This is a genomic window from Streptomyces sp. SJL17-4 (assembly GCF_036826855.1).
GTDB lineage: Bacteria > Actinomycetota > Actinomycetes > Streptomycetales > Streptomycetaceae > Streptomyces.
In genome coordinates this window covers 7,087,899-7,105,570 of record NZ_CP104578.1, presented here as the reverse complement: position 1 = coordinate 7,105,570, position 17,672 = coordinate 7,087,899, and the positions used below count along the sequence as shown (strand labels likewise).

The 17,672-nt window shown below is 72.8% G+C and carries 17 protein-coding genes; 3 read left to right on the top strand and 14 right to left on the bottom strand.

Going from position 1 to position 17,672, the window contains the following annotated elements; all coding sequences use genetic code 11:
* Positions 1-24 precede the first annotated feature (24 nt).
* Both N5875_RS32045 and N5875_RS32040 read right to left on the bottom strand, forming a co-directional pair.
* Positions 25-1,737: an NAD(P)/FAD-dependent oxidoreductase gene (locus tag N5875_RS32045; RefSeq protein WP_318206749.1), complete on the bottom strand. Its 1,713-nt coding sequence runs from the start codon at positions 1,735-1,737 to the stop codon at positions 25-27.
* A gap of 68 nt (positions 1,738-1,805) precedes the next feature.
* The gene (locus tag N5875_RS32040) at positions 1,806-2,612 is read right to left on the bottom strand and encodes a carbon-nitrogen hydrolase family protein (RefSeq protein ID WP_338497687.1); all 807 of its coding nucleotides are present in this window, start codon (positions 2,610-2,612) and stop codon (positions 1,806-1,808) included.
* Between the two features lie 291 nt (positions 2,613-2,903).
* Between N5875_RS32040 and N5875_RS32035 the strand changes: the two genes are divergently transcribed.
* Positions 2,904-3,470: a Repetin gene (locus N5875_RS32035; RefSeq protein WP_318206751.1), complete on the top strand. Its 567-nt coding sequence runs from the start codon at positions 2,904-2,906 to the stop codon at positions 3,468-3,470.
* An 82-nt stretch (positions 3,471-3,552) separates the two neighbouring features.
* On the opposite strand, the gene N5875_RS32030 is transcribed toward N5875_RS32035, so the two are convergent.
* Both N5875_RS32030 and N5875_RS32025 read right to left on the bottom strand, forming a co-directional pair.
* Positions 3,553-4,008 (bottom strand): Lrp/AsnC family transcriptional regulator, encoded by a 456-nt coding sequence (locus tag N5875_RS32030; RefSeq protein WP_015032260.1) that lies wholly within the window; start codon positions 4,006-4,008, stop codon positions 3,553-3,555.
* A gap of 10 nt (positions 4,009-4,018) precedes the next feature.
* Positions 4,019-5,506 (bottom strand): amino acid permease, encoded by a 1,488-nt coding sequence (locus N5875_RS32025; RefSeq protein ID WP_338497677.1) that lies wholly within the window; start codon positions 5,504-5,506, stop codon positions 4,019-4,021.
* A gap of 343 nt (positions 5,507-5,849) precedes the next feature.
* On the opposite strand from N5875_RS32025, the gene N5875_RS32020 reads away from it, so the two are divergent.
* Positions 5,850-6,860 (top strand): GDSL-type esterase/lipase family protein, encoded by a 1,011-nt coding sequence (locus tag N5875_RS32020; protein ID WP_318207358.1) that lies wholly within the window; start codon positions 5,850-5,852, stop codon positions 6,858-6,860.
* Here the strand turns inward: N5875_RS32020 and N5875_RS32015 are convergent.
* The 9 genes from N5875_RS32015 to fmt all read right to left on the bottom strand — a co-directional run bounded on the left by N5875_RS32015 (position 6,841) and on the right by fmt (position 14,585).
* On the bottom strand, positions 6,841-7,365 hold the full coding sequence (locus N5875_RS32015) for a GNAT family N-acetyltransferase (protein WP_318206752.1): 525 nt from the start codon (positions 7,363-7,365) through the stop codon (positions 6,841-6,843). The genes N5875_RS32020 and N5875_RS32015 overlap by 20 nt on opposite strands.
* A 77-nt stretch (positions 7,366-7,442) precedes the next feature.
* Positions 7,443-8,885, bottom strand: coding sequence for a GuaB1 family IMP dehydrogenase-related protein (locus tag N5875_RS32010; RefSeq protein ID WP_338497675.1), 1,443 nt, complete (start codon positions 8,883-8,885; stop codon positions 7,443-7,445).
* A gap of 105 nt (positions 8,886-8,990) precedes the next feature.
* Positions 8,991-9,323, bottom strand: coding sequence for a barstar family protein (locus N5875_RS32005; protein WP_318206754.1), 333 nt, complete (start codon positions 9,321-9,323; stop codon positions 8,991-8,993).
* A complete protein-coding gene (locus tag N5875_RS32000) occupies positions 9,313-9,747 on the bottom strand; it encodes a ribonuclease domain-containing protein (protein ID WP_318206755.1) in 435 nt (144 codons plus the stop codon). Before N5875_RS32000 ends, N5875_RS32005 begins: the two co-directional genes overlap by 11 nt.
* 64 nt (positions 9,748-9,811) lie before the next feature.
* Positions 9,812-10,828, bottom strand: coding sequence for a sugar-binding domain-containing protein (locus N5875_RS31995; protein ID WP_030316333.1), 1,017 nt, complete (start codon positions 10,826-10,828; stop codon positions 9,812-9,814).
* Positions 10,829-11,008: 180 nt separating this feature from the next.
* The gene (gene rpe, locus N5875_RS31990) at positions 11,009-11,692 is read right to left on the bottom strand and encodes a ribulose-phosphate 3-epimerase (protein ID WP_318206756.1); all 684 of its coding nucleotides are present in this window, start codon (positions 11,690-11,692) and stop codon (positions 11,009-11,011) included.
* 150 nt (positions 11,693-11,842) lie between these two features.
* The gene (locus N5875_RS31985; protein ID WP_318206757.1) at positions 11,843-13,255 is read right to left on the bottom strand and encodes a transcription antitermination factor NusB; all 1,413 of its coding nucleotides are present in this window, start codon (positions 13,253-13,255) and stop codon (positions 11,843-11,845) included.
* Entirely contained in the window at positions 13,252-13,650 is a 399-nt protein-coding gene (locus N5875_RS31980; protein WP_338497672.1) for a hypothetical protein, read from the bottom strand. Before N5875_RS31980 ends, N5875_RS31985 begins: the two co-directional genes overlap by 4 nt.
* A 2-nt stretch (positions 13,651-13,652) precedes the next feature.
* Positions 13,653-14,585: a methionyl-tRNA formyltransferase gene (gene fmt, locus N5875_RS31975; RefSeq protein WP_338497670.1), complete on the bottom strand. Its 933-nt coding sequence runs from the start codon at positions 14,583-14,585 to the stop codon at positions 13,653-13,655.
* Between the two features lie 280 nt (positions 14,586-14,865).
* Here fmt and N5875_RS31970 point away from each other — a divergent pair, with 280 nt between their 5' ends.
* The gene (locus tag N5875_RS31970; RefSeq protein WP_318206760.1) at positions 14,866-15,384 is read left to right on the top strand and encodes a hypothetical protein; all 519 of its coding nucleotides are present in this window, start codon (positions 14,866-14,868) and stop codon (positions 15,382-15,384) included.
* A 104-nt stretch (positions 15,385-15,488) separates the two neighbouring features.
* Here N5875_RS31970 and N5875_RS31965 read toward each other — a convergent pair whose 3' ends face one another.
* On the bottom strand, positions 15,489-17,627 hold the full coding sequence (locus tag N5875_RS31965; protein ID WP_318206761.1) for a primosomal protein N': 2,139 nt from the start codon (positions 17,625-17,627) through the stop codon (positions 15,489-15,491).
* Positions 17,628-17,672: the final 45 nt, after the last annotated feature.

Sequence of the window (17,672 nt, the reverse complement as noted above, 5' to 3'; positions counted from 1 at the left end):
GGACCGGGTCCCTGACCGTACGGCTCAGTCCTCCGGCAGCTCGACCGGGGCGATCTCGTCGTACACGTCGCCCGGACCCGGGTTGGTGGCGTCGGTGCCGCCGCCGAAGTGGTGCATCACGCCCCACACCGCGTTGAGCGCCGTCTGCACCGCGCCCTCGGCCCAGCCGGCCGTCCAGGAGATGTCGTCGCCCGCGAGGAAGATGCCCCGCTTGTCCTCGGGCAGCCGGTCCTGCATGAAGTGGGTGAACAGGCGGCGCTGGTAGCGGTAGTGGCCGGGCAGGTTCGCCTTGAACGCGCCCATGAAGTAGGGCTCGTTCTCCCAGGAGACCGTCACCGGGTTGCCGATGATGTGCTTCCGGATGTCGACCTTCGGGTAGATCTCGCCGAGCGACTTCAGCATGACCTCCATCCGCTCGTTCGCGGACAGCGGCAGCCACTTCAGGCTGTCGTCGCACCAGGTGTACGACAGGCAGATCGTGGCCGGCTTGTCCGGGCCGTCGTCCAGGAGGTAGGTGCCGCGGGTCATCCGGTCGGTCAGCGTCATCGACATGACGTCCCGGCCGGTCGGATTTCCCCTGTCGTCGACGGCCTTGTCCAGCCAGAACGGCCGGTCCACCGGCACGAAGAGCTTCGAGCTCTCCATGTAGTGGGTGCGCTCGATCGCCGTCCAGTGGTCGATCGGGAAGAGCGAGTCGTCACAGGCGATCTTGGAGAGCAGCATCCAGGACTGGGCGGTGAAGATCGCCGCCTGGTACGTACGGATGTCGCCGGAGGCGTCGGTGACGGTGATCCGGTTGCCCGCGGTCCGGTTCAGCCGGGTCACGGCCGGCTTCGGGGCGCCCTCGTGCAGGGAGCTGAGCGAGGTGCCCTGCGCCCAGTGCACGATCTTCTCCGGCTCGCGCTCCCACAGGCGCAGCGGCAGCTGCTGCGAGCCGCCGACGATGCCGCGGTGGTGGTCGTCGGCCTCGGTGTAGACGACGCGGAGGATCTCCAGGATGGAGTTCGGGAAGTCGGTGTCCCAGCCGCCGGTGCCGAAGCCGACCTGGCCGAAGATCTCACGGTGCCGGAAGGACTTGAAGGACTCCGAGTCGCAGAGGAAGCCGTAGAAGGTCTGGTTGTCGAGCTTCTCGACGAGCTTCGCCCAGATCTCGCGGATGCGCGGGACGTCGCGCTCGCGCATGGCCTGGTTCATGTCGGAGAAGTCGGCGCCCTCGTCGAGGCAGGCGTTCCACGCGTTCATCACGTCGCGGTAGACCTGCGGGAGGTCGTCGACGGTGGTGGCGTAGTGCGACTCGCCCTTGAGGTCGACGACGGTCGAGGGGGTCGTCTCGGCCAGCGGGTTCGGGAAGGGCGTGGTCTCCAGGCCGACCAGGTCGATGTAGTGCTGGAGCGCGGTCGAGGAGGGCGGGAAGCGCATGGCGCCCATCTCGGCGGTGAGGCCCTCGGTGGCGGTGCCCTCGAAGCCGACGGTACGCAGTCGGCCGCCGATCTGGTCGGCCTCGTAGACGACGGGCTTGAGGCCCATCTTCATCAGCTCGTACGCGGCGATGATGCCGGAGAGTCCGCCGCCGATGACGGCGACCTCGGTGCCGTGCTCGGTCGCCGGTATCTGGCCGAGCCCGGCCGGGTGGGCCAGGAAGTCGTCGTAGGCGTACGGGAAGTCCGGACCGAACATGGTGATCGGCGGCTGGCCGTCGGCGTGGGGGACGGCGGTCGTGGGCACCGTGGACGTCATGGGGTACGGACTCCTTGCGCGGAAAAAGGGTGAGGCCGGGCGACTCGGCGGGGGCGGGAGGGGGCGGTTCAGACGAGCGGGCCGTAGAGGCCCGGGCGCCGGTCGCGGAGGTAGGGGTTCTCCTCGCGGGAGGCCGCGAGGAGGGCCGGGTCGACATCGCCGAGGACGAGGTCCTCGCCGCGCCCGGCGCGGGCGCGGGCGGTGCCGTCGGGACCCGCGAGGGTGGAGAGGCCGACGAACTCGAACGCGCCCTCCGGGCCGGTCCGGTTGGCGTACGCGATGTAGAGCTGGTTCTCGAAGGCCCGGACGGGCACCACGGACAGCGGCACGACCTCGGCGGGGTGCATGAGCGCGGTCGGCACGAGGAGGAGGTCCGTACCGGCCAGCGCGTGCGCCCGCACGTTCTCGGGGAACTCGACGTCGTAGCAGATCATCATGCCGACGGTGAGTCCGTCGAGCTCCGCCTGCACGACGGCCAGGTCACCGGGGGTGAACCACTTCAGCTCGAAGTCGCCGAAGAGGTGGGTCTTCCGGTACCGCACGAGCGGGACGCCGTCGGCGCCGATGAGCTGCGCGGAGTTGTACAGGACGCCGTGCCGCTCGGTGTCCCGCTCCGGGTAGCCGTAGCCGATGGCCAGGCCGTGGCGCACGGCCAGGGCCGCTACGGCGCGGGCGGAGGGGCCGTCGGCCGGTTCGGCCAGCCGCGCCATGTCGGCGCCGATGGCGTACCCGGTGAGGAAGAGCTCGGGGGCGAGCAGCAGTCCCGCTCCGGCGGCCGCGGCCCGGCCGGCGGCCTCGTCGAGGATCTTGAGGTTGGCGGCCACGTCACCGAGTTCGCCGGAGCTCTGGAGCAGGGCGGTGCGCAGCGCGGGCATGCGTGATCCTCAGGGGGTCGGAGTACAGGGGGAAGACGTCAAAAACGGTACGGTTTCGCGCTCGGTCGGGACAAGACGGCAGCGTTGCGGACCGACCGTCGAACCATTGCGCGATCGGCCGGCCGGGCGGCGATTCGTTGCGTACGCCTCCGCCCGGGGTCGCGGTGCCTCTCCGCCGCGCGGCGGAGACGGAACCGTCCTGCGGCGCGACGCCGGGCGGCGGGCGGCGCGGAAGAGTGGTGGTCGTTCCGGTCGACCGGCCGGACGACCTGCCGAGAGGACCGGGGAACCATGAACCGTCGTACGAAGACCGTCGCCGTCGCCGCCGCGATTCTGCTGACGTTGGGGGCCGGGGGGATCGCCGTGGCTTCGACGGACGAGGCTCCCGCCCCGGCCGCCGTCTCGGCCGCCGCCCCGGAGGCCGCCGCGCTGACCGGCACCGCGAAGCTGTACCGGCCGGCCGGTGACGACATCACGTTCTCCTTCGACGCGCACCTGGCGGAGAAGGACCGGCAGGATCCGATGAAGGCCACCGGCACCTTCCGCTTCAGCCACTACAAGGGCGACTGGGGCGGGTACGCGAAGGTCAAGGTGGACTGCCTCACCACCGGCGGCAAGGTGGCCGTCGTGTCGGGCGTCGTCGTCGAGACGGACGTGAAGGAGTTCCGGAAGGCGCGCGTCGGCGTCACGGTGCACGACGACGCCGGCGGCGACCGGCTCGGCTACACCTGGATGACCGCCGACCCGCAGAAGGACAAGGTGCCGCCGTGCCTCAGCGGCGCGCCGTTCGAGAAGGTCGAGAAGGGGACGGGCGACTTCGAGGTCGTGCCCTGGGAGTTCGTCTACCCGACCGAGTAGTCCGCCCCACGGGGGTGGGCGGGCGAAGGGCGGTGCGGGTACCACGGCCCGCACCGCCCCGACAGCCGGCGTCCCCGCAGGGCTACGCGGGCGAACCCGAGGAGAAGCGGCGCAGGAGCGGCGACAGCACCAGGACGGACTTGGTGCGCTCCACGAAGGGCTCGCCCGCGATCCGCTCCAGGACCCGCTCGAAGTGGCGCATGTCCGAGGCGAAGACCTGGACGACGGCGTCCGCGTCACCGGTGACGGTCGACGCGGACACCACCTCGGGATACCGCTCCAGACCTCGCCGGATGTCGTCCGGCGAGGTGTTGTGGCGACAGTAGATCTCGACGAACCCCTCGGTCTCCCAGCCGAGCGCCGCCGGGTCCACCCGTACGGTGAATCCGGTGATGGCGCCCTCGGCGCGGAGCCGGTCCACACGCCGCTTCACGGCGGGGGCGGAGAGTCCGACGAGCGAGCCGATGTCGGCGTAGCTGCGGCGGGCGTCTTCCGCGAGGGCGTGGACGATGCGTTCGTCGAGGTCGTTGAGTCGCACTACGGGTGGATCACTTCTCTGCTGAGGTCTCTGCCACGGCCGGCGCGATGGCCAGTCGGGAGCGGCGCATGCCGTACAGGAAGTAGAACACGAGGCCCGCGGCCATCCAGCAACCGAAGACCACCCAGGTGATCGAGTCCAGGCTGAACATGTTGTACACGCAGAACAGGAAGCCCAGGATCGGGAAGGTCCAGCCGAGCGGCACGCGGAAGGTGCGGTCCATGGTCGGGCGGGTGCGGCGCAGCACGATCACCGCGATGTTGACCAGGCCGAAGGCGAACAGGGTGCCGATGCTGGTGGCGTCGACGAGCTTGCCCAGCGGGATGACGGAGGCGAGGGCGCCGCAGAACAGCGACACGATCACGGTGTTGACGCGGGGGGTGCCGGTCTTGCCGTCGACCTTGCCGAAGACCTTGGGCACGAGGCCGTCGCGGGACATCGCGAAGAGCACGCGGGTCTGGCCGTAGAGGACGGTGAGCACGACGCTGGCGATCGAGATGACGGCGCCGGCGGCGAGCAGGGTGCCCCAGAACTTCTGGCCGCTGACGTCGTTCATGATCGCGGCGAGCGAGGCCTCGGAACCCTCGAAGTCCTTCCAGTTCCACGCGCCGACGGCGACGGCCGCGACCAGGACGTAGAGCACGGTGACGATCAGCAGCGAGAGCATGATCGCGCGGGGCAGGTCACGCTTCGGGTCCTTCGCCTCCTCACCGGCGGTGGAGGCGGCGTCGAAGCCGATGTACGAGAAGAAGAGGCTGGCTCCGGCGGCGCTGACGCCGGCCATCCCGAGCGGCATGAAGTCGGCGTAGTTGCCGGACTTGAAGCCCATGAAGCCGATGGCGCAGAAGAGCACGAGCGCGGCGATCTTCACGAAGACCATGATGGTGTTGACGACGGCGGACTCGCGGGCGCCGCCGAGGAGGAAGACCATCGCGAGCAGGACGACGATCAGACCCGGCAGGTTGATGAAACCGCCCTCGCCGGGGGCCGAGGAGAGCGCCGCGGGGAGCGTGACGCCGATCGTGCCGTCGAGCAGCTCGTTGAGGTACTCGCCCCAGCCGACGGCCACGGCGGCGACCGAAACGCCGTACTCCAGGACCAGGCACCAGCCGCAGACCCAGGCGACGAGTTCACCCATCGTTGCGTACGCGTACGAGTAGGAGGAGCCCGCGACCGGTATGGATCCGGCCAGCTCGGCGTACGAGAGGGCGGAGAAGAGGGCCGTGAGGCCGGCGATGACGAAGGCGATGGTGACCGCGGGGCCGGCCTTCGGAACGGCGTCGCCGAGGACGACGAAGATGCCCGTGCCGAGCGTGGCACCGATGCTGATCATGGTCAGCTGCCACATGGAGAGCGAGCGGCGGAGATTGCCACCCTCGCCCTGCCCACCCTCTGCGACCAGCTGTTCCACCGGCTTGCGCCGGGTCAGTGCGCCGAGAGCGGAGGTCTTGCGGGTGGTCGATTCCTCGACCGGTGGGGCTGCGCCGTGGTCCAGCACTGCGGAGGCTCCTTATCGCTGCCTGTCGTCGTGACGTGGGACCGCAGCGGTACGTGGGCGTGCCGAAAAAGGCCCACGGGGGAGGGGAACCGCCGAGCAGGCGGTCCGCGCCACTCCTGGTACGAGGCACGAGCCTAAGGGGCAGAGCTTCGCACTCGTAATGCAGGGTTGTTGCGCACTGCCAGATGATCATTGCGCGCTTGGGGCGCAGACGGGGAAACATTGCGCTCCCCCGCATGAATCCACACATTGGGGGTGTGAACCGGTCTCCTGCGAGCATTGACTCCTCGTGCCCCGTGACCCACGCTGCGAGGCCACGACGACCCCCCGATCGGAGGCCCAGGTGGGCTGGCTCGACCCGGCGCCGTTCCTGCGCGGTACGGCCTGGCTGGACGGGAACCGGCCGGTGCGCGCCGACCCCGAGGACCTGGAACGGCTGCCGTGGGACATCGCCGAGCGGGCCGCGCTGCCCATCGGCGTACGGCTGGAGTTCACGGCCGCCCCCGGCACGCGCGCGGTGCTGCTGCGCTACCGGGCGGCCGTCCCGGAACCCGACGACGCGCTCGCCGCGCTCCGCCACTGCTTCGCCCTCTGGAGCGGTACGCGGCTCGTCGGCGAGGCCTGCGCCGCCCCGGCCCCCGAGGCCACCGTCACGCTCCCGCTGCCCCCGGGCGGCGGCGTCTTCACCGTCCACCTCCCCGAGGGCCAGGCGCCGGTGCCGCTCGCCCTGCGGGCCCTCGGCGGGGCCCTCTCCCCCGCTCCCGCGCAGCCCCGCTGGCTGGTCCACGGCGACTCGATCACCGAGGGCTGGTGGTCGACCCGCCCGGCCCACTCCTGGCCCGCCACGGCGGGACGGCTCCTCGGTCTCGACGCGGTGAACCTCGGGTACGCGGGCGGGGCACGCGGCGAACTCCCGCTCGCCGAACACCTGGCGCGGCTCCCCGGCGAGGTGATCACCCTCGCGTTCGGCACCAACTGCTGGTCCACGGTGCCCGCGACGGCCGACTGGCTCTACGCCACCGTCCGGGCCTTCGTGGGCCTGGTCCGCCGGGGCCACCCGGACACCCCGCTGCTGATCGTCTCGCCCGTGCTGCGCCCGGAGGCCGAGCACACCCGCAACGTCCTCGGAGCGACCCTCACAGAGCTGCGCAGGGCCATGGAGCGGGCCGGCCGGGACCTGGCGGCCGAGGGCGACGCCCGCCTCCTGGTCCTGTCGGGACGGCCCCTGCTCGGCCCTGAGCACCTGGCGGACGGCCTGCACCCGGACGACCGGGGCCACGCCAGGATCGCCACGGCGGTCGCGGAGGCCCTGGGAGGCGTCCTGGAGCCTCCGCTCAGGCGTCGGACGCCGTGAGGTCCCTGACCAGGAAGGTGCAGGGATCGGCCTCGTCGTGCGTGCGCCCGTCCGCGTCCGTCCAGCTCCAGCGGTCCGTGTAGGCGACGACGGGCGCGTACCCGAGCCGCGTGTACAGCGCCGCCGCTCGCGGGTTGTCGTGCCCCACCCCGAGCCCCAGGACGCCTCCACCGCGCTCCCGCGCCAGCTCCTCGGCCGCGCGGACCAGGGCCGTGCCGATGCCCTGCCCCCGGAGCTCCGCCCGTACGTCGAGGCCGTTGAACTCCGGGCACTCCCCGGCCGCGGCCCGCACCTCGGGGGCCGCGCAGCCGTCCCAGCGGACCTGCCCGTGGCCGACGGGGACCCCGCCCCGCCAGGCGAGGAGGTACGTGCCCGTCCCGGCCTCCTGGCGCGCGAAGCGGTCCGCGTGGCGCGTCGGCGCCCCGGGCGCGGGGAGGTGCCGGTCGAGCAGGGGCAGGTCGGCGGCGCGGCAGGGCCGGATCTCCGTACGGTCCACATGATCCATGCGGCGACCGTACGGGACGACAGCGGGCCCCCGGGAAGGATTTCCCGGGGGCCCGCTCAAGTCACCACGTGACGGGACTAGCTCCAGCTGGCGTGCAGCGGCTTGCCCTCGGCGTAGCCCGCGGCGGACTGGATGCCGATCACGGCCTTCTCCTCGAACTCGGCGAGCGAGCCGGCACCGGCGTAGGTGCAGGAGGAGCGGACGCCCGCGATGATCGAGTCGATCAGGTCCTCGACACCCGGACGGGACGGGTCGAGGAACATCCGCGAGGTGGAGATGCCCTCCTCGAAGAGACCCTTGCGGGCGCGGTCGTAGGCCGACTCCTCGCTCGTGCGGTTCTGCACGGCGCGGGCCGAGGCCATGCCGAAGGACTCCTTGTACGGGCGGCCGTCGGCGGTGTGCTGGAGGTCGCCCGGGGACTCGTACGTCCCGGCGAACCAGGAGCCGATCATCACGTTGGACGCGCCGGCGGCGAGCGCCATGGCGACATCGCGCGGGTGCCGGACGCCACCGTCGGCCCAGACGTGCTTGCCGAACTTCTTGGCCTCGGCGGCGCACTCCAGGACTGCGGAGAACTGCGGGCGGCCGACGCCGGTCATCATGCGCGTGGTGCACATGGCGCCGGGGCCCACACCGACCTTGATGATGTCCGCGCCGGCCTCGATGAGGTCGCGCACACCCTCGGCGGCGACGATGTTGCCGGCGACGATCGGGACGTGCGGGTCGAGGGCGCGCACGGCCTTGATCGCGGCGATCATCGACTCCTGGTGGCCGTGCGCCGTGTCGATGACGAGCGTGTCGACGCCCGCGTCGAGCAGCTGCTTGGCCTTGCCCACGAAGTCGCCGTTGATGCCGACGGCGGCGGCGATGCGCAGCTTGCCGTCGGCGTCGGTGGCCGGGGTGTACAGCGTCGCGCGGAGCGCGCCCTTGCGGGTCAGGATGCCGACCAGACGGCCGTCCTTGTCCACGGCCGGGGCGTAGCGGCGGTTGGCGTGGTCGAGCCTGTTGAACGCGTCGCGCGGCTCGATGTCGGCGTCGAGGAGCAGCAGGTCCTTCGACATGACCTCGGAGAGCTGCGTGAAGCGGTCCACCCCGGACAGGTCGGCGTCGGTGACGACACCGACCGGACGACGGTCCTCGTCGACGACGACGGCGGCGTCGTGCGCCCGCTTGGGCAGCAGCGAGAGCGCGTCGGCGACGGTCTGGTGCGGGGTCAGGACGATCGGGGTGTCGAGCACGTGGTGACGGCTCTTGACCCACGAGATGACGTCGGTGACGACCTCGATCGGGATGTCCTGCGGGATGACGACCAGTCCGCCCCGGCGGGCGACGGTCTCGGCCATACGGCGGCCGGCGATGGCGGTCATGTTGGCCACGACCAGCGGGATCGTGGTCCCGGTTCCGTCCGGCGAGGAGAGGTCCACCGCCTGGCGGGAACCGACGGCCGAGCGGCTCGGCACCATGAACACATCGTCGTACGTCAGGTCGTAGGGCGGCTTGACGTCATTGAGGAAACGCACGTGCTGACATCCCAGTCGTTCGGATCGGCCCCTAGGCATTTCAGCCAGGGGAAAAAGCACGTAGTTCATTGTCCCACGCCCGTACGCATACCAGCCCCGGGCGAATCATCCGAGGCTTGCGGCAGAGGCTTCGTCGGATCCTCCGAAAGCCTCCCCCAGGGCGACGAGGACCGTGAGGTGGGTGGGGCGTTCGTCCACGGCTGTGGCGAAGACGTCCTGGGCGGTCCGCCACTCGCGCGGGTGTGCCTCGGCGTACTCCCGCCAGCCGGTGACGACCAGGGTGACCGGCTCCGGCAGGTCGCCGAGGCAGTCGGCGAGGGCGTCCCAGTTCCGGCCGAACCAGTCGGGCAGGGCGAGGACGGTGGCGCACCGGTCCATGAGTCCGGCCTTGTCCCTGACACCGGTCAGGTCGAGGACGACGGGATCGTCAATTGTCATCCGTGATCACCTCCCGGAAGCTCTCGTAGTGATCGTCGGTCCAGTAGATCTCGCCGTCCCGCCCGGTGACGATCCGGCGCGCCCCGCGGTCGCGTTCGCCGGGGGTCTTCACGGTGTACTCGCGGTAGTAGCCGCGTTGTTCGCGGGGCAGGATCCGCTCGAAGTTCGAGAAGACGGCGCCGTCCTTGGCGTACGGGAAGGGGCCACCGCGCGCGATGAGGCCGAGGGTCTGCCGCGCCTCGGGCGGCAGGTCGGCGGCCCGCACGGTGGGCAGTCCGGAGGTTCCGGTGGGTGCGGCGGCCGGGGCCGTGGCGGTGGTGCGAGCGGGAGCGGCCGGAGCGCCGCCGCCGCTCGACGAGGAACACCCGGCCAGGAGGACACAGAGGACGAGCGCGAGGAGCATGCGCGAGGGCCGGAGCGACATGTCCCGAACATACCGTTACGGGATGGCTCCGGCCCTCGATCGACTCGGCTGACGGCGGCCTCGCTCAGACGCCGTCCGGGTCCGTCCGGTCGAGCGCCGGGTGCGTACCCGGGCTGGACTCGGTGAGCAGGTAGTCCGCCGCGGCGCGGTCGGTGACCAGGCTGGTGACGAGGCCGGAGCGGAGCACCGCGCCGATCGCCGCCGCCTTGCGCTGGCCGCCCGCGATGGCCACGACCTCGGGGATCCGGCGCAGCCGGTCCGCCTCGACGGTGATGCAGCGCTCGCCCAGATCGCGGCCGACCCGGCGCCCCTCGGCGTCGAAGAGGTGCGCGGACATCTCGGCGGCGACGCCGAGCGAGGCGTAGTGGGCGCGCTCCTCGTCCGAGAGCATGTCGTGGACGGTCGAGATGCCCGGCTCCCAGGAGCCGATGGAGACGCAGGCGACGGTCACCTTGTCGAAGTACTCGAAGGCCCGCGCGATACCGGTCTGGCTGCGCAGCGCGGCCGCCGTCGCCGGGTCGGGCAGCAGCATGGGCGCGTAGATCGGGTGCGCCTCGCCGCCGGAGACCTGGGCGGCACGGCGTACGGCCTCGACGGAGCCGCGTTCGGCGGTCCCTGCGTCGTACACACCGGTGAGCTGGACGACGGTGCACGGGGGCAGCCGGTCGAGCGCCGCCGCCATGTGGATGGTGGAGCGTCCCCAGGCCAGGCCCAGGACGTCGCCCTCGGTGACCAGCTCGCCGAGCAGGTCGGCCGCGACCTCGCCGAGGTTCTCCGGGTCGGGCGACTCGTCCTCGCCCTCCGCCGGGGACTCGACGACGACGGCGTGGCGGAGCCCGTAGCGGGCACGGAGCGCGTCGGAGCGCTCGGCGTCCAGCTCGGCCGGTACGCGGATCTCGATGCGTACGAGATCGCGCTCCAGGGCGGTCTCCAGGACCCGGGCCACCTTGAAGCGGCTCACGCCGAACTCCTCGGCGATCTGGATCTTGGACTTGCCCTCGAGGTAGAAGCGACGGGCCATGGCCGCCGCCTGCACCAGCTCCGCGGGGCCCATCCGCAGGGCTGACCGTCCCGCCGACATACCCGCCACCGCGATCTCCTCACCTGTTCACGTACCGCTGTTCACGTACCGACGTTCATGTACCGCTGTTCGCGTACCGCTGTCGTTCACACTCTGGACTCGCCGTCCATCCTGTCAGATACGGCGGGCCTTGATCAGTCCTGTCGACGGCCCGACGGACCGCGTTCATCAGCCGGAGGCTCAGTGGCCACACGCCCACGGGGCGGTCGCCGTCACGGCCTCCGCGCGGGCCCGCAGCGAGGCGACGGCGGCGGCCGGGTCGGCCGCGCCGTAGACCGCGGACCCCGCCACGAAGACATCGGCGCCGGCCTCCGCGCACCGCTCGATCGTGGACTCGGCGACCCCGCCGTCGACCTGGAGCCACAGCTCCAGGCCGTGCTTGGAGATCAGCTCACGGGTACGACGGATCTTGGGCAGCATGATGTCGAGGAAGGCCTGGCCGCCGAAGCCGGGCTCGACGGTCATGATCAGCAGCATGTCGAGCTCGGGGAGCAGGTCCTCGTACGGCTCGATGGGCGTGCCCGGCTTGAGCGCCATCGAGGCGCGCGCGCCCTTGGCCCGGATCTCGCGCGCGAGACGGACGGGCGCGGCGGCCGCCTCGACGTGGAAGGTGACCGAACCGGCGCCCGCCTCGACGTACTGGGGCGCCCAGCGGTCGGGGTCCTCGATCATCAGGTGGCAGTCGAGGGGGGTGTCGGTCGCGCGGGCGAGCGACTCCACGATCGGCACACCCAGGGTCAGGTTGGGCACGAAGTGGTTGTCCATCACGTCGACGTGGAGCCAGTCGGCCCCGTCGACGGCCTTCGCCTCATCGGCGAGCCGGGCGAAGTCCGCGGACAGGATGCTGGGGTTGATCTGCGCCATGTGCCAAGCCTCCCACGTTCTTGGGTACTTCTTTGCCGCCGAGCGGTTTCGGATGCGGTCCAGACCATTTTCGGTGCGAAGTGACGAGCCGGGACCGGCGCAGACCGGGAGATTACGGTCAGGCGATCGAAGGGTCGGACGAACCCGGCGTCACGCGGTGCGGCGGATGAGCGCCAGATACATGGCGTCCGTGCCGTGCAGATGCGGCCAGAGCTGGATGTCCGGTCCGTCGCCGATCGCCGGTACCCCCGGCAGCAGCGGGCGGGCGTCGATCAGCTCGGCGCCGCCGACCTTCTTCAGGACGTCGTCGACGACCACCCGGGTCTCGGCCAGGTGCGGCGAGCAGGTCGCGTACCCCACGACACCGCCGACGCGGACCGCGCTCAGCGCCTCCGTGAGCAGGGCGCGCTGGAGCGGGGCGAAGCCGTCCAGGTCCTCGGGGCGACGGCGCCAGCGGGCCTCGGGGCGACGGCGGAGCGCGCCGAGGCCCGAACAGGGCACGTCCATGAGGACCCGGTCGAAGGAGCCGGGGCGCCACGGCGGGCGGGTGCCGTCGGCGGCGATCACCTGGTACGGGCCGGGGTTGCCGGCCAGGGCGCGCTCGACGAGGCGCGCGCGGTGCGGCTGCTTCTCGGAGGCGAGCAGGGCGGCGCCGCGCTCGGAGGCGAGGGCGGCGAGGAGGGCGGCCTTGCCGCCGGGCCCGGCGCATCCGTCGAGCCACCGGGCGTCGCTGCCCTCGACGGGCGCGTTCGCGAGGGCGATCGCGACGAGCTGGCTGCCCTCGTCCTGGACGCCGGCCCGGCCGTCCTTGACCGCCTCGATGGCGCCGGGCTCGCCGCCCTCGGCCATCCGGACGGCGTACGGCGACCAGCGGCCCGGCAGGGTCTCGGTGGCCTCGGCGAGCTCGCCGGTGGTGGAGCGGCCGGGACGGGCGACGAGGGTGACCTCGGGGCGCTCGTTGTCGGCCTCCAGGAGGTCCTCGATCCCGGCGCGGCCGCCGCCGAGGGAGTCCCAGAGCGCCGAGACGACCCAGCGGGGGTGCGAGTGGACGACGGCGAGGTGGTCCTCGGGGTCGGCGTCGTACGGCGGGGCGACCTGCGCCACCCAGGCGTCGAGGTCCTGCTGCGAGATCTTCCGCAGGACGGCGTTCACGAACTTGGCCCGCCCGTCGCCCAGCACGACCCTCGCCAGCTCGACGCTGGCGGAGACGGCGGCGTGAGTGGGGATGCGGGTGCCGAGCAGCTGGTGGGCGCCGAGCGCGAGCACGTCGAGGACGGGCGGGTCGACCTCGCGCAGCGGCCGGTCGATGCAGGCGGCGATGATCGCGTCGTACGTGCCCTGGCGGCGCAGCGTCCCGTAGACCAGCTCGGTCGCGAGCGCCGCGTCCCGCCCGTCGAAGTTCCCGCCCTCGCGGGCCTTCTTGAGGAGCGGCGGCAGCACCAGGTTCGCGTAGGCGTCCCGCTCGTCCACCGCCCTCAGCGCCTCGAAGGCGAGCATCCGGACGGGGTCCTTCTGGGGCCGCCGGTAGGGCTTGTGGGGACGGCGACGTGCCTGCTCGCTCAAAGGTGCTCCGCGTGACGAAATGACGAGGTCGAACCCCCCAAGCCTACGTCTGCCGACGCCTGCCGGGGAAAACGCCCCTGGCGGATCGCCCAGGCCTCGGCCGCGATCAGGCACACCGCCGGTTCCGTGCCGCCGCCGTCCGCCTCGAAGGCGACGAGCACGGGCGGCTCGTCGCCGACGAGACGGGCGACCTCCGCGCGCTCCTCCGGAGTGGGAGCGCGGAACTCCGGATCCATGAAGTCCATCGGGCACCGGACGTAGAGGGTGTCCGTGAAGACGACCTCGAGCCCGTGGTGGTACGAGAGGTCGTGGCCGGCGACCAGTGTGAGCCGACTGCCGTCGTAGTGGCGGACCGTCCAGTCCCACCAGGGCCCTTCGGGGATCGGCAGCAGCACGGTCAGACCCCGAGGACCTCGCCCGGTGCGATCCGGACGCCGCGCGCCCAGTCGGCCGCCTTCATCGGCTTCTTGCCCTGGGGCTGGACCCAGAGGAGCTCCACGGCGTACGAGCCGGTGCCCGCGTAGACGTTGTTCTTGCCCGCGGCGAGCTGCCCCGGGGCCAGATCGGTGTGGTCGGGCAGCGGGGTGACCTGGATCAGCTTGAGGCGCTCGCCGCGGAAGACCGTCCAGGCACCGGGGGCCGGCGTGCAGCCGCGGACCACGCGGTCCACCCGGAGAGCGGGCGCGGCGAAGTCGACATGGGCGTCCTCGACCTGGATCTTCGGGGCGAGGGTGATGCCCTCGATCGGCTGCGGGACCGCCTTGAGCGTGCCGTCCTCGATGCCGTCCATGGTCGCGGCGAGCAGCCCGGCACCCGCGAACGCGAGCCGGGTGAGCAGGTCGCCGCTGGTGTCGGTCGGCCGGATGTCCTCGGTGACGACGCCGTAGACCGGGCCCGAGTCCAGACCCTCCTCGATCAGGAACGTCGACGCGCCCGTCACCTGGTCGCCCGCCATCAGCGAGTGCTGCACGGGCGCCGCGCCCCGCCAGGCCGGCAGCAGCGAGAAGTGCAGGTTGACCCAGCCCCGGGCGGGGATGTCGAGGGCGACCTTGGGCAGCAGCGCGCCGTAGGCGACGACCGGGCAGCAGTCCGGGGCGATCTCCCGCAGGCGGGCGAGGAACTCCTCGTCGCGGGGCCTGGCCGGCTTCAGGACCTCGATCCCCGCCTCCTCCGCCCGCTGGGCGACCGGGCTGGCGACGAGCCGCCGGCCGCGCCCCGCCGGGGCGTCCGGCCGGGTGACGACAGCGGCCACCTCGTGCCGGCCGGAGGCGAGCAGGGCGTCCAGGGCGGGAACGGCGACCTCGGGGGTGCCTGCGAAGACGAGCTTCATGAGTGTCGACTGCCTGTCTCTCCGGGGGCTTTACGGGCAGCGCACCAGTCTAGGGCGCGCCCGGCCGCTCCGCGCCGGGGCCCTGAACAGCCGGACAACACCCTGGGCGCCCCTGACGGAGGGGGCGTACGGAAGGACGAGCGCCCCGCGCATATGCGTGTACGCCCCCGCAGCGTGACCCAACCCCGGGTGGCGCGTTGGTCAAGAGAGATTGACCGAATCGGGTCGCCGTTCCCCCCTGCGGCCCTTCCCCTTACATGCCGGTTCGAGAGGCTTTCACATGGCCGACCACGCAACCCACGACGCCCAGGCTCGGGCGAGTCTGCACCTCTTGGTGCGGGACATCGAGCGGGTCCGGCGGCAGGTGGACGCACTGCGCACGCTCACGGCCCAGCTGGGCAATGTCTACCGCCCTCGCCGCTCCGGCCCGTCCACGGGCTTCGTCGTCTACGGGCGGGCCCCCGCCCCCACCGTCCGTCTCGCCCAGGAGCTGCGGGACAGCGTCGAGACCCTGGTGACCGCCGCGGTCGACTTCGACCGCTCGCTCGGCTTCTCCTGGGACGCGGTGGGCTCCGCGCTCGGAGTCACCAAGCAGGCCGTCCACCGCCGTTACGGCGCCCGGCGCGCCCCTCAGCCGGGCGTCGGCATCGACCAGGACCCGATCGTGGAGCCGAGCGCGGCCCGCACGCTCCCCTCGGTGCCCGCCGCCCGCTCGATGCCCCCGCAGCCGACCTCGGGCAGCGCATCGCTCCGCGAGGAGCCGCGGACATCGGCCTTCCCCGGCCCGCGCAACGGCTGACCCGCGCACGGCTGACCTGCAACGGCTGCCCGCGGGCGCGCCGTACGGCCGTCCGTCCCCATCAGGGGCGGGCGGCCGTCCCATGTGCCGCGCACGCGAAGGCCTCAGCCGATGTCCGGCGGGTCCACCCGGATCCGTACCGGGTCCCCGCCGCCCCGCGTCAGCCGGGCCGCCCTGGCCTGTTTGAGCGCGGTCGCCAGAGCCGCACCGCTGCCCGGCGGGACGCGGACCAGGGCACGCTCCCACTGCTCGCCCGGCGGCGGGTCGCCCGGCCTCCGGGGCCCGCCGGGGCGGACCACCGGCAGCGGCACCGGGCCGAGCACCTCGGCGTCGGCGGGCAGCCCGGCCGCCGCCAGGAGGCCTTCGACGGCCTCCGGCGGGCCGGTGACCGCCGCCATCCGGGAGACGGGCGGAAAGCCCAGCTCGGCCCGTTCGGCCAGCTCGCGCTGGGCGTGCCCGACCGGGTCCCAGCGGACGAGCGCCTGGACGGGCCGGAGCGTCGGCTCGGCGACCACGACCACGGTGCCGCCGTCGGGCTGGCCCCGTACGAGCGAGGCCGCGTCGATCCAGCGGCGCAGGGCCTCCTCGCCCGCGCGGAGATCCGGCCGGCCGAGCATGGCCCAGCCGTCGAGGAGCAACGCGGCCGCGTAGCCGCCCTCGGCGACCGGCTCGGCGCCGGGGGTGCAGACGACGAGCGCGGGGCGCCCGGGCACGGTGTCCAGGATGTGGTCCCGTCCCGAGGTCCTGACCGGCACCGCCGGGAACGCCCGGCCGAGCTCCTCCGCCGTCCGGCGCGCGCCGACCACCTGGGCCCGCAGCCTGGTCGAGCCGCACTCCACGCAGTGCCAGTCGGAGGCGCCGCGCCCGCACCAGCCGCAGTGCAGTTCCTGCTGCTCGGGGGCCTCCAGGGGCCCGGCGCAGTGGCGGCAGCGGGCGGGCGTCCGGCACCGCTCGCAGGCGAGCCTCGGGACGTACCCCCGGCGGGGCACCTGGACGAGGACGGGCCCGGTCTTGAGTCCTTCGCGTACGGTCTGCCAGGCCAGCGACGGCAGCCGGGCGGCGCGCGCGGCCTCGTCGCGGGCCAGTTCGCCGTCGCCCACGGTCCGGATCAGCGGCGCGGCCCTGCGGACCTGCTCGCGTCCGGCGAACAGCGCCTTGGCCCAGCCGGACTCGACGAGCTGGGCGGCCTCGACGGTGCAGCCGGTGCTGCCGAGGAGGAAGGCGCAGCGGTCGTGGGCGGCGCGGAGCAGCAGGACCTCGCGCGCGTGGGGCTGCGGGGCGTGCGGCTCGCTGTGGCTGCCGTCGCCGTCGTCCCAGATCACGACGAGGCCGAGGTCCCGGACGGGGGCGAACATCGCGGCCCGGGTGCCGACGACGGCCCGTACCGCGCCGCGCCGCACGGCGAGCCACTGCGCGTACCGCTTCTCGGGGCCCGCCTCGGCGGTGAGCAGGGCGTGCCGCCCCTCCCCCAGGACCGTGGTCAGCGCCGTGTCGACCCGCCCCGCCGCACGACCGTCGGGCACGACGACGAGGGCGCCCCGGCCGGAGGCCAGGGTGGCGCCGACGGCGCGGGCGATCTCGTCGGCCCAGTGCGGCCCCGGGAGCGCGTTCCACACGGCCCGGGGTGTCCCCCCGCGCGCGAGGGAGTCGAGGAACGCGGGCCCCCGCTCGTACCGCGTCCAGCTCTCCGGCTCCGGCGCGGCGGGCGGCGGCAGCGGCTCCGGCGAGGGCCGCCCCTCTGCTCGGGCGCTGCGCGGCGGCACGGCGAGCTGGAGAACGTCGGCGAGGCTTCCGGCGTACCGGTCGGCGACGGCGCGGGCGAGTCCGAGCAGGTCGGGGCCGAGGACCGGTTCCGGTGAGACGACGTCGGCGAGCGCGGCCAGGGGCCCGGAGTAGTCGGAGGTGGCACGGCGCTCGACGAGGAAGCCGTCGATGAGCCGCCCGCCCTCCCGGCGCCCGTTCTTGACCTGGTGCGCCCCCGCGCCGAACCGCACCCGCACCCGCACCCCGGGCCGGGCGGCCTCGTCCAGCTCCTCGGGGACCGCGTAGTCGAAGAACTGGTCGAGATGGAGCGAGCCCTTGTTCACGACGACCCGCGCGACGGGCAGCTCCTTGGCCAGCGCGGCTCCCCGCCAGGTCCGCGGCTTCGCCCGCGGCACCTTCGCCGTCCGCACGGTCTCCCGAATGAGCGCGAGCTGCTCGGGTTCAGCGGTCTCGTCGGGATTCTCTTTCTCGCTGCTCACAGCCCCATACCTACCAGACGCCACCGACAGCCGGGCACGCCGAAG

What these genes read in the sequence shown, in the direction of transcription:
- N5875_RS32035 (WP_318206751.1), top strand. Translation starts at nt 2,904, where the DNA reads ATGAACCGTCGTACGAAGACCGTCGCCGTCGCCGCCGCGATTCTGCTG.
- N5875_RS32000 (WP_318206755.1), bottom strand. Translation starts at nt 9,747, where the DNA reads ATGTCGCTCCGGCCCTCGCGCATGCTCCTCGCGCTCGTCCTCTGTGTC.
- N5875_RS32015 (WP_318206752.1), bottom strand. Translation starts at nt 7,365, where the DNA reads ATGGATCATGTGGACCGTACGGAGATCCGGCCCTGCCGCGCCGCCGAC.
- N5875_RS32005 (WP_318206754.1), bottom strand. Translation starts at nt 9,323, where the DNA reads ATGACAATTGACGATCCCGTCGTCCTCGACCTGACCGGTGTCAGGGAC.
- N5875_RS31995 (WP_030316333.1), bottom strand. Translation starts at nt 10,828, where the DNA reads ATGTCGGCGGGACGGTCAGCCCTGCGGATGGGCCCCGCGGAGCTGGTG.
- N5875_RS32045 (WP_318206749.1), bottom strand. Translation starts at nt 1,737, where the DNA reads ATGACGTCCACGGTGCCCACGACCGCCGTCCCCCACGCCGACGGCCAG.
- fmt (WP_338497670.1), bottom strand. Translation starts at nt 14,585, where the DNA reads ATGAAGCTCGTCTTCGCAGGCACCCCCGAGGTCGCCGTTCCCGCCCTG.
- N5875_RS31970 (WP_318206760.1), top strand. Translation starts at nt 14,866, where the DNA reads ATGGCCGACCACGCAACCCACGACGCCCAGGCTCGGGCGAGTCTGCAC.
- rpe (WP_318206756.1), bottom strand. Translation starts at nt 11,692, where the DNA reads ATGGCGCAGATCAACCCCAGCATCCTGTCCGCGGACTTCGCCCGGCTC.
- N5875_RS32040 (WP_338497687.1), bottom strand. Translation starts at nt 2,612, where the DNA reads ATGCCCGCGCTGCGCACCGCCCTGCTCCAGAGCTCCGGCGAACTCGGT.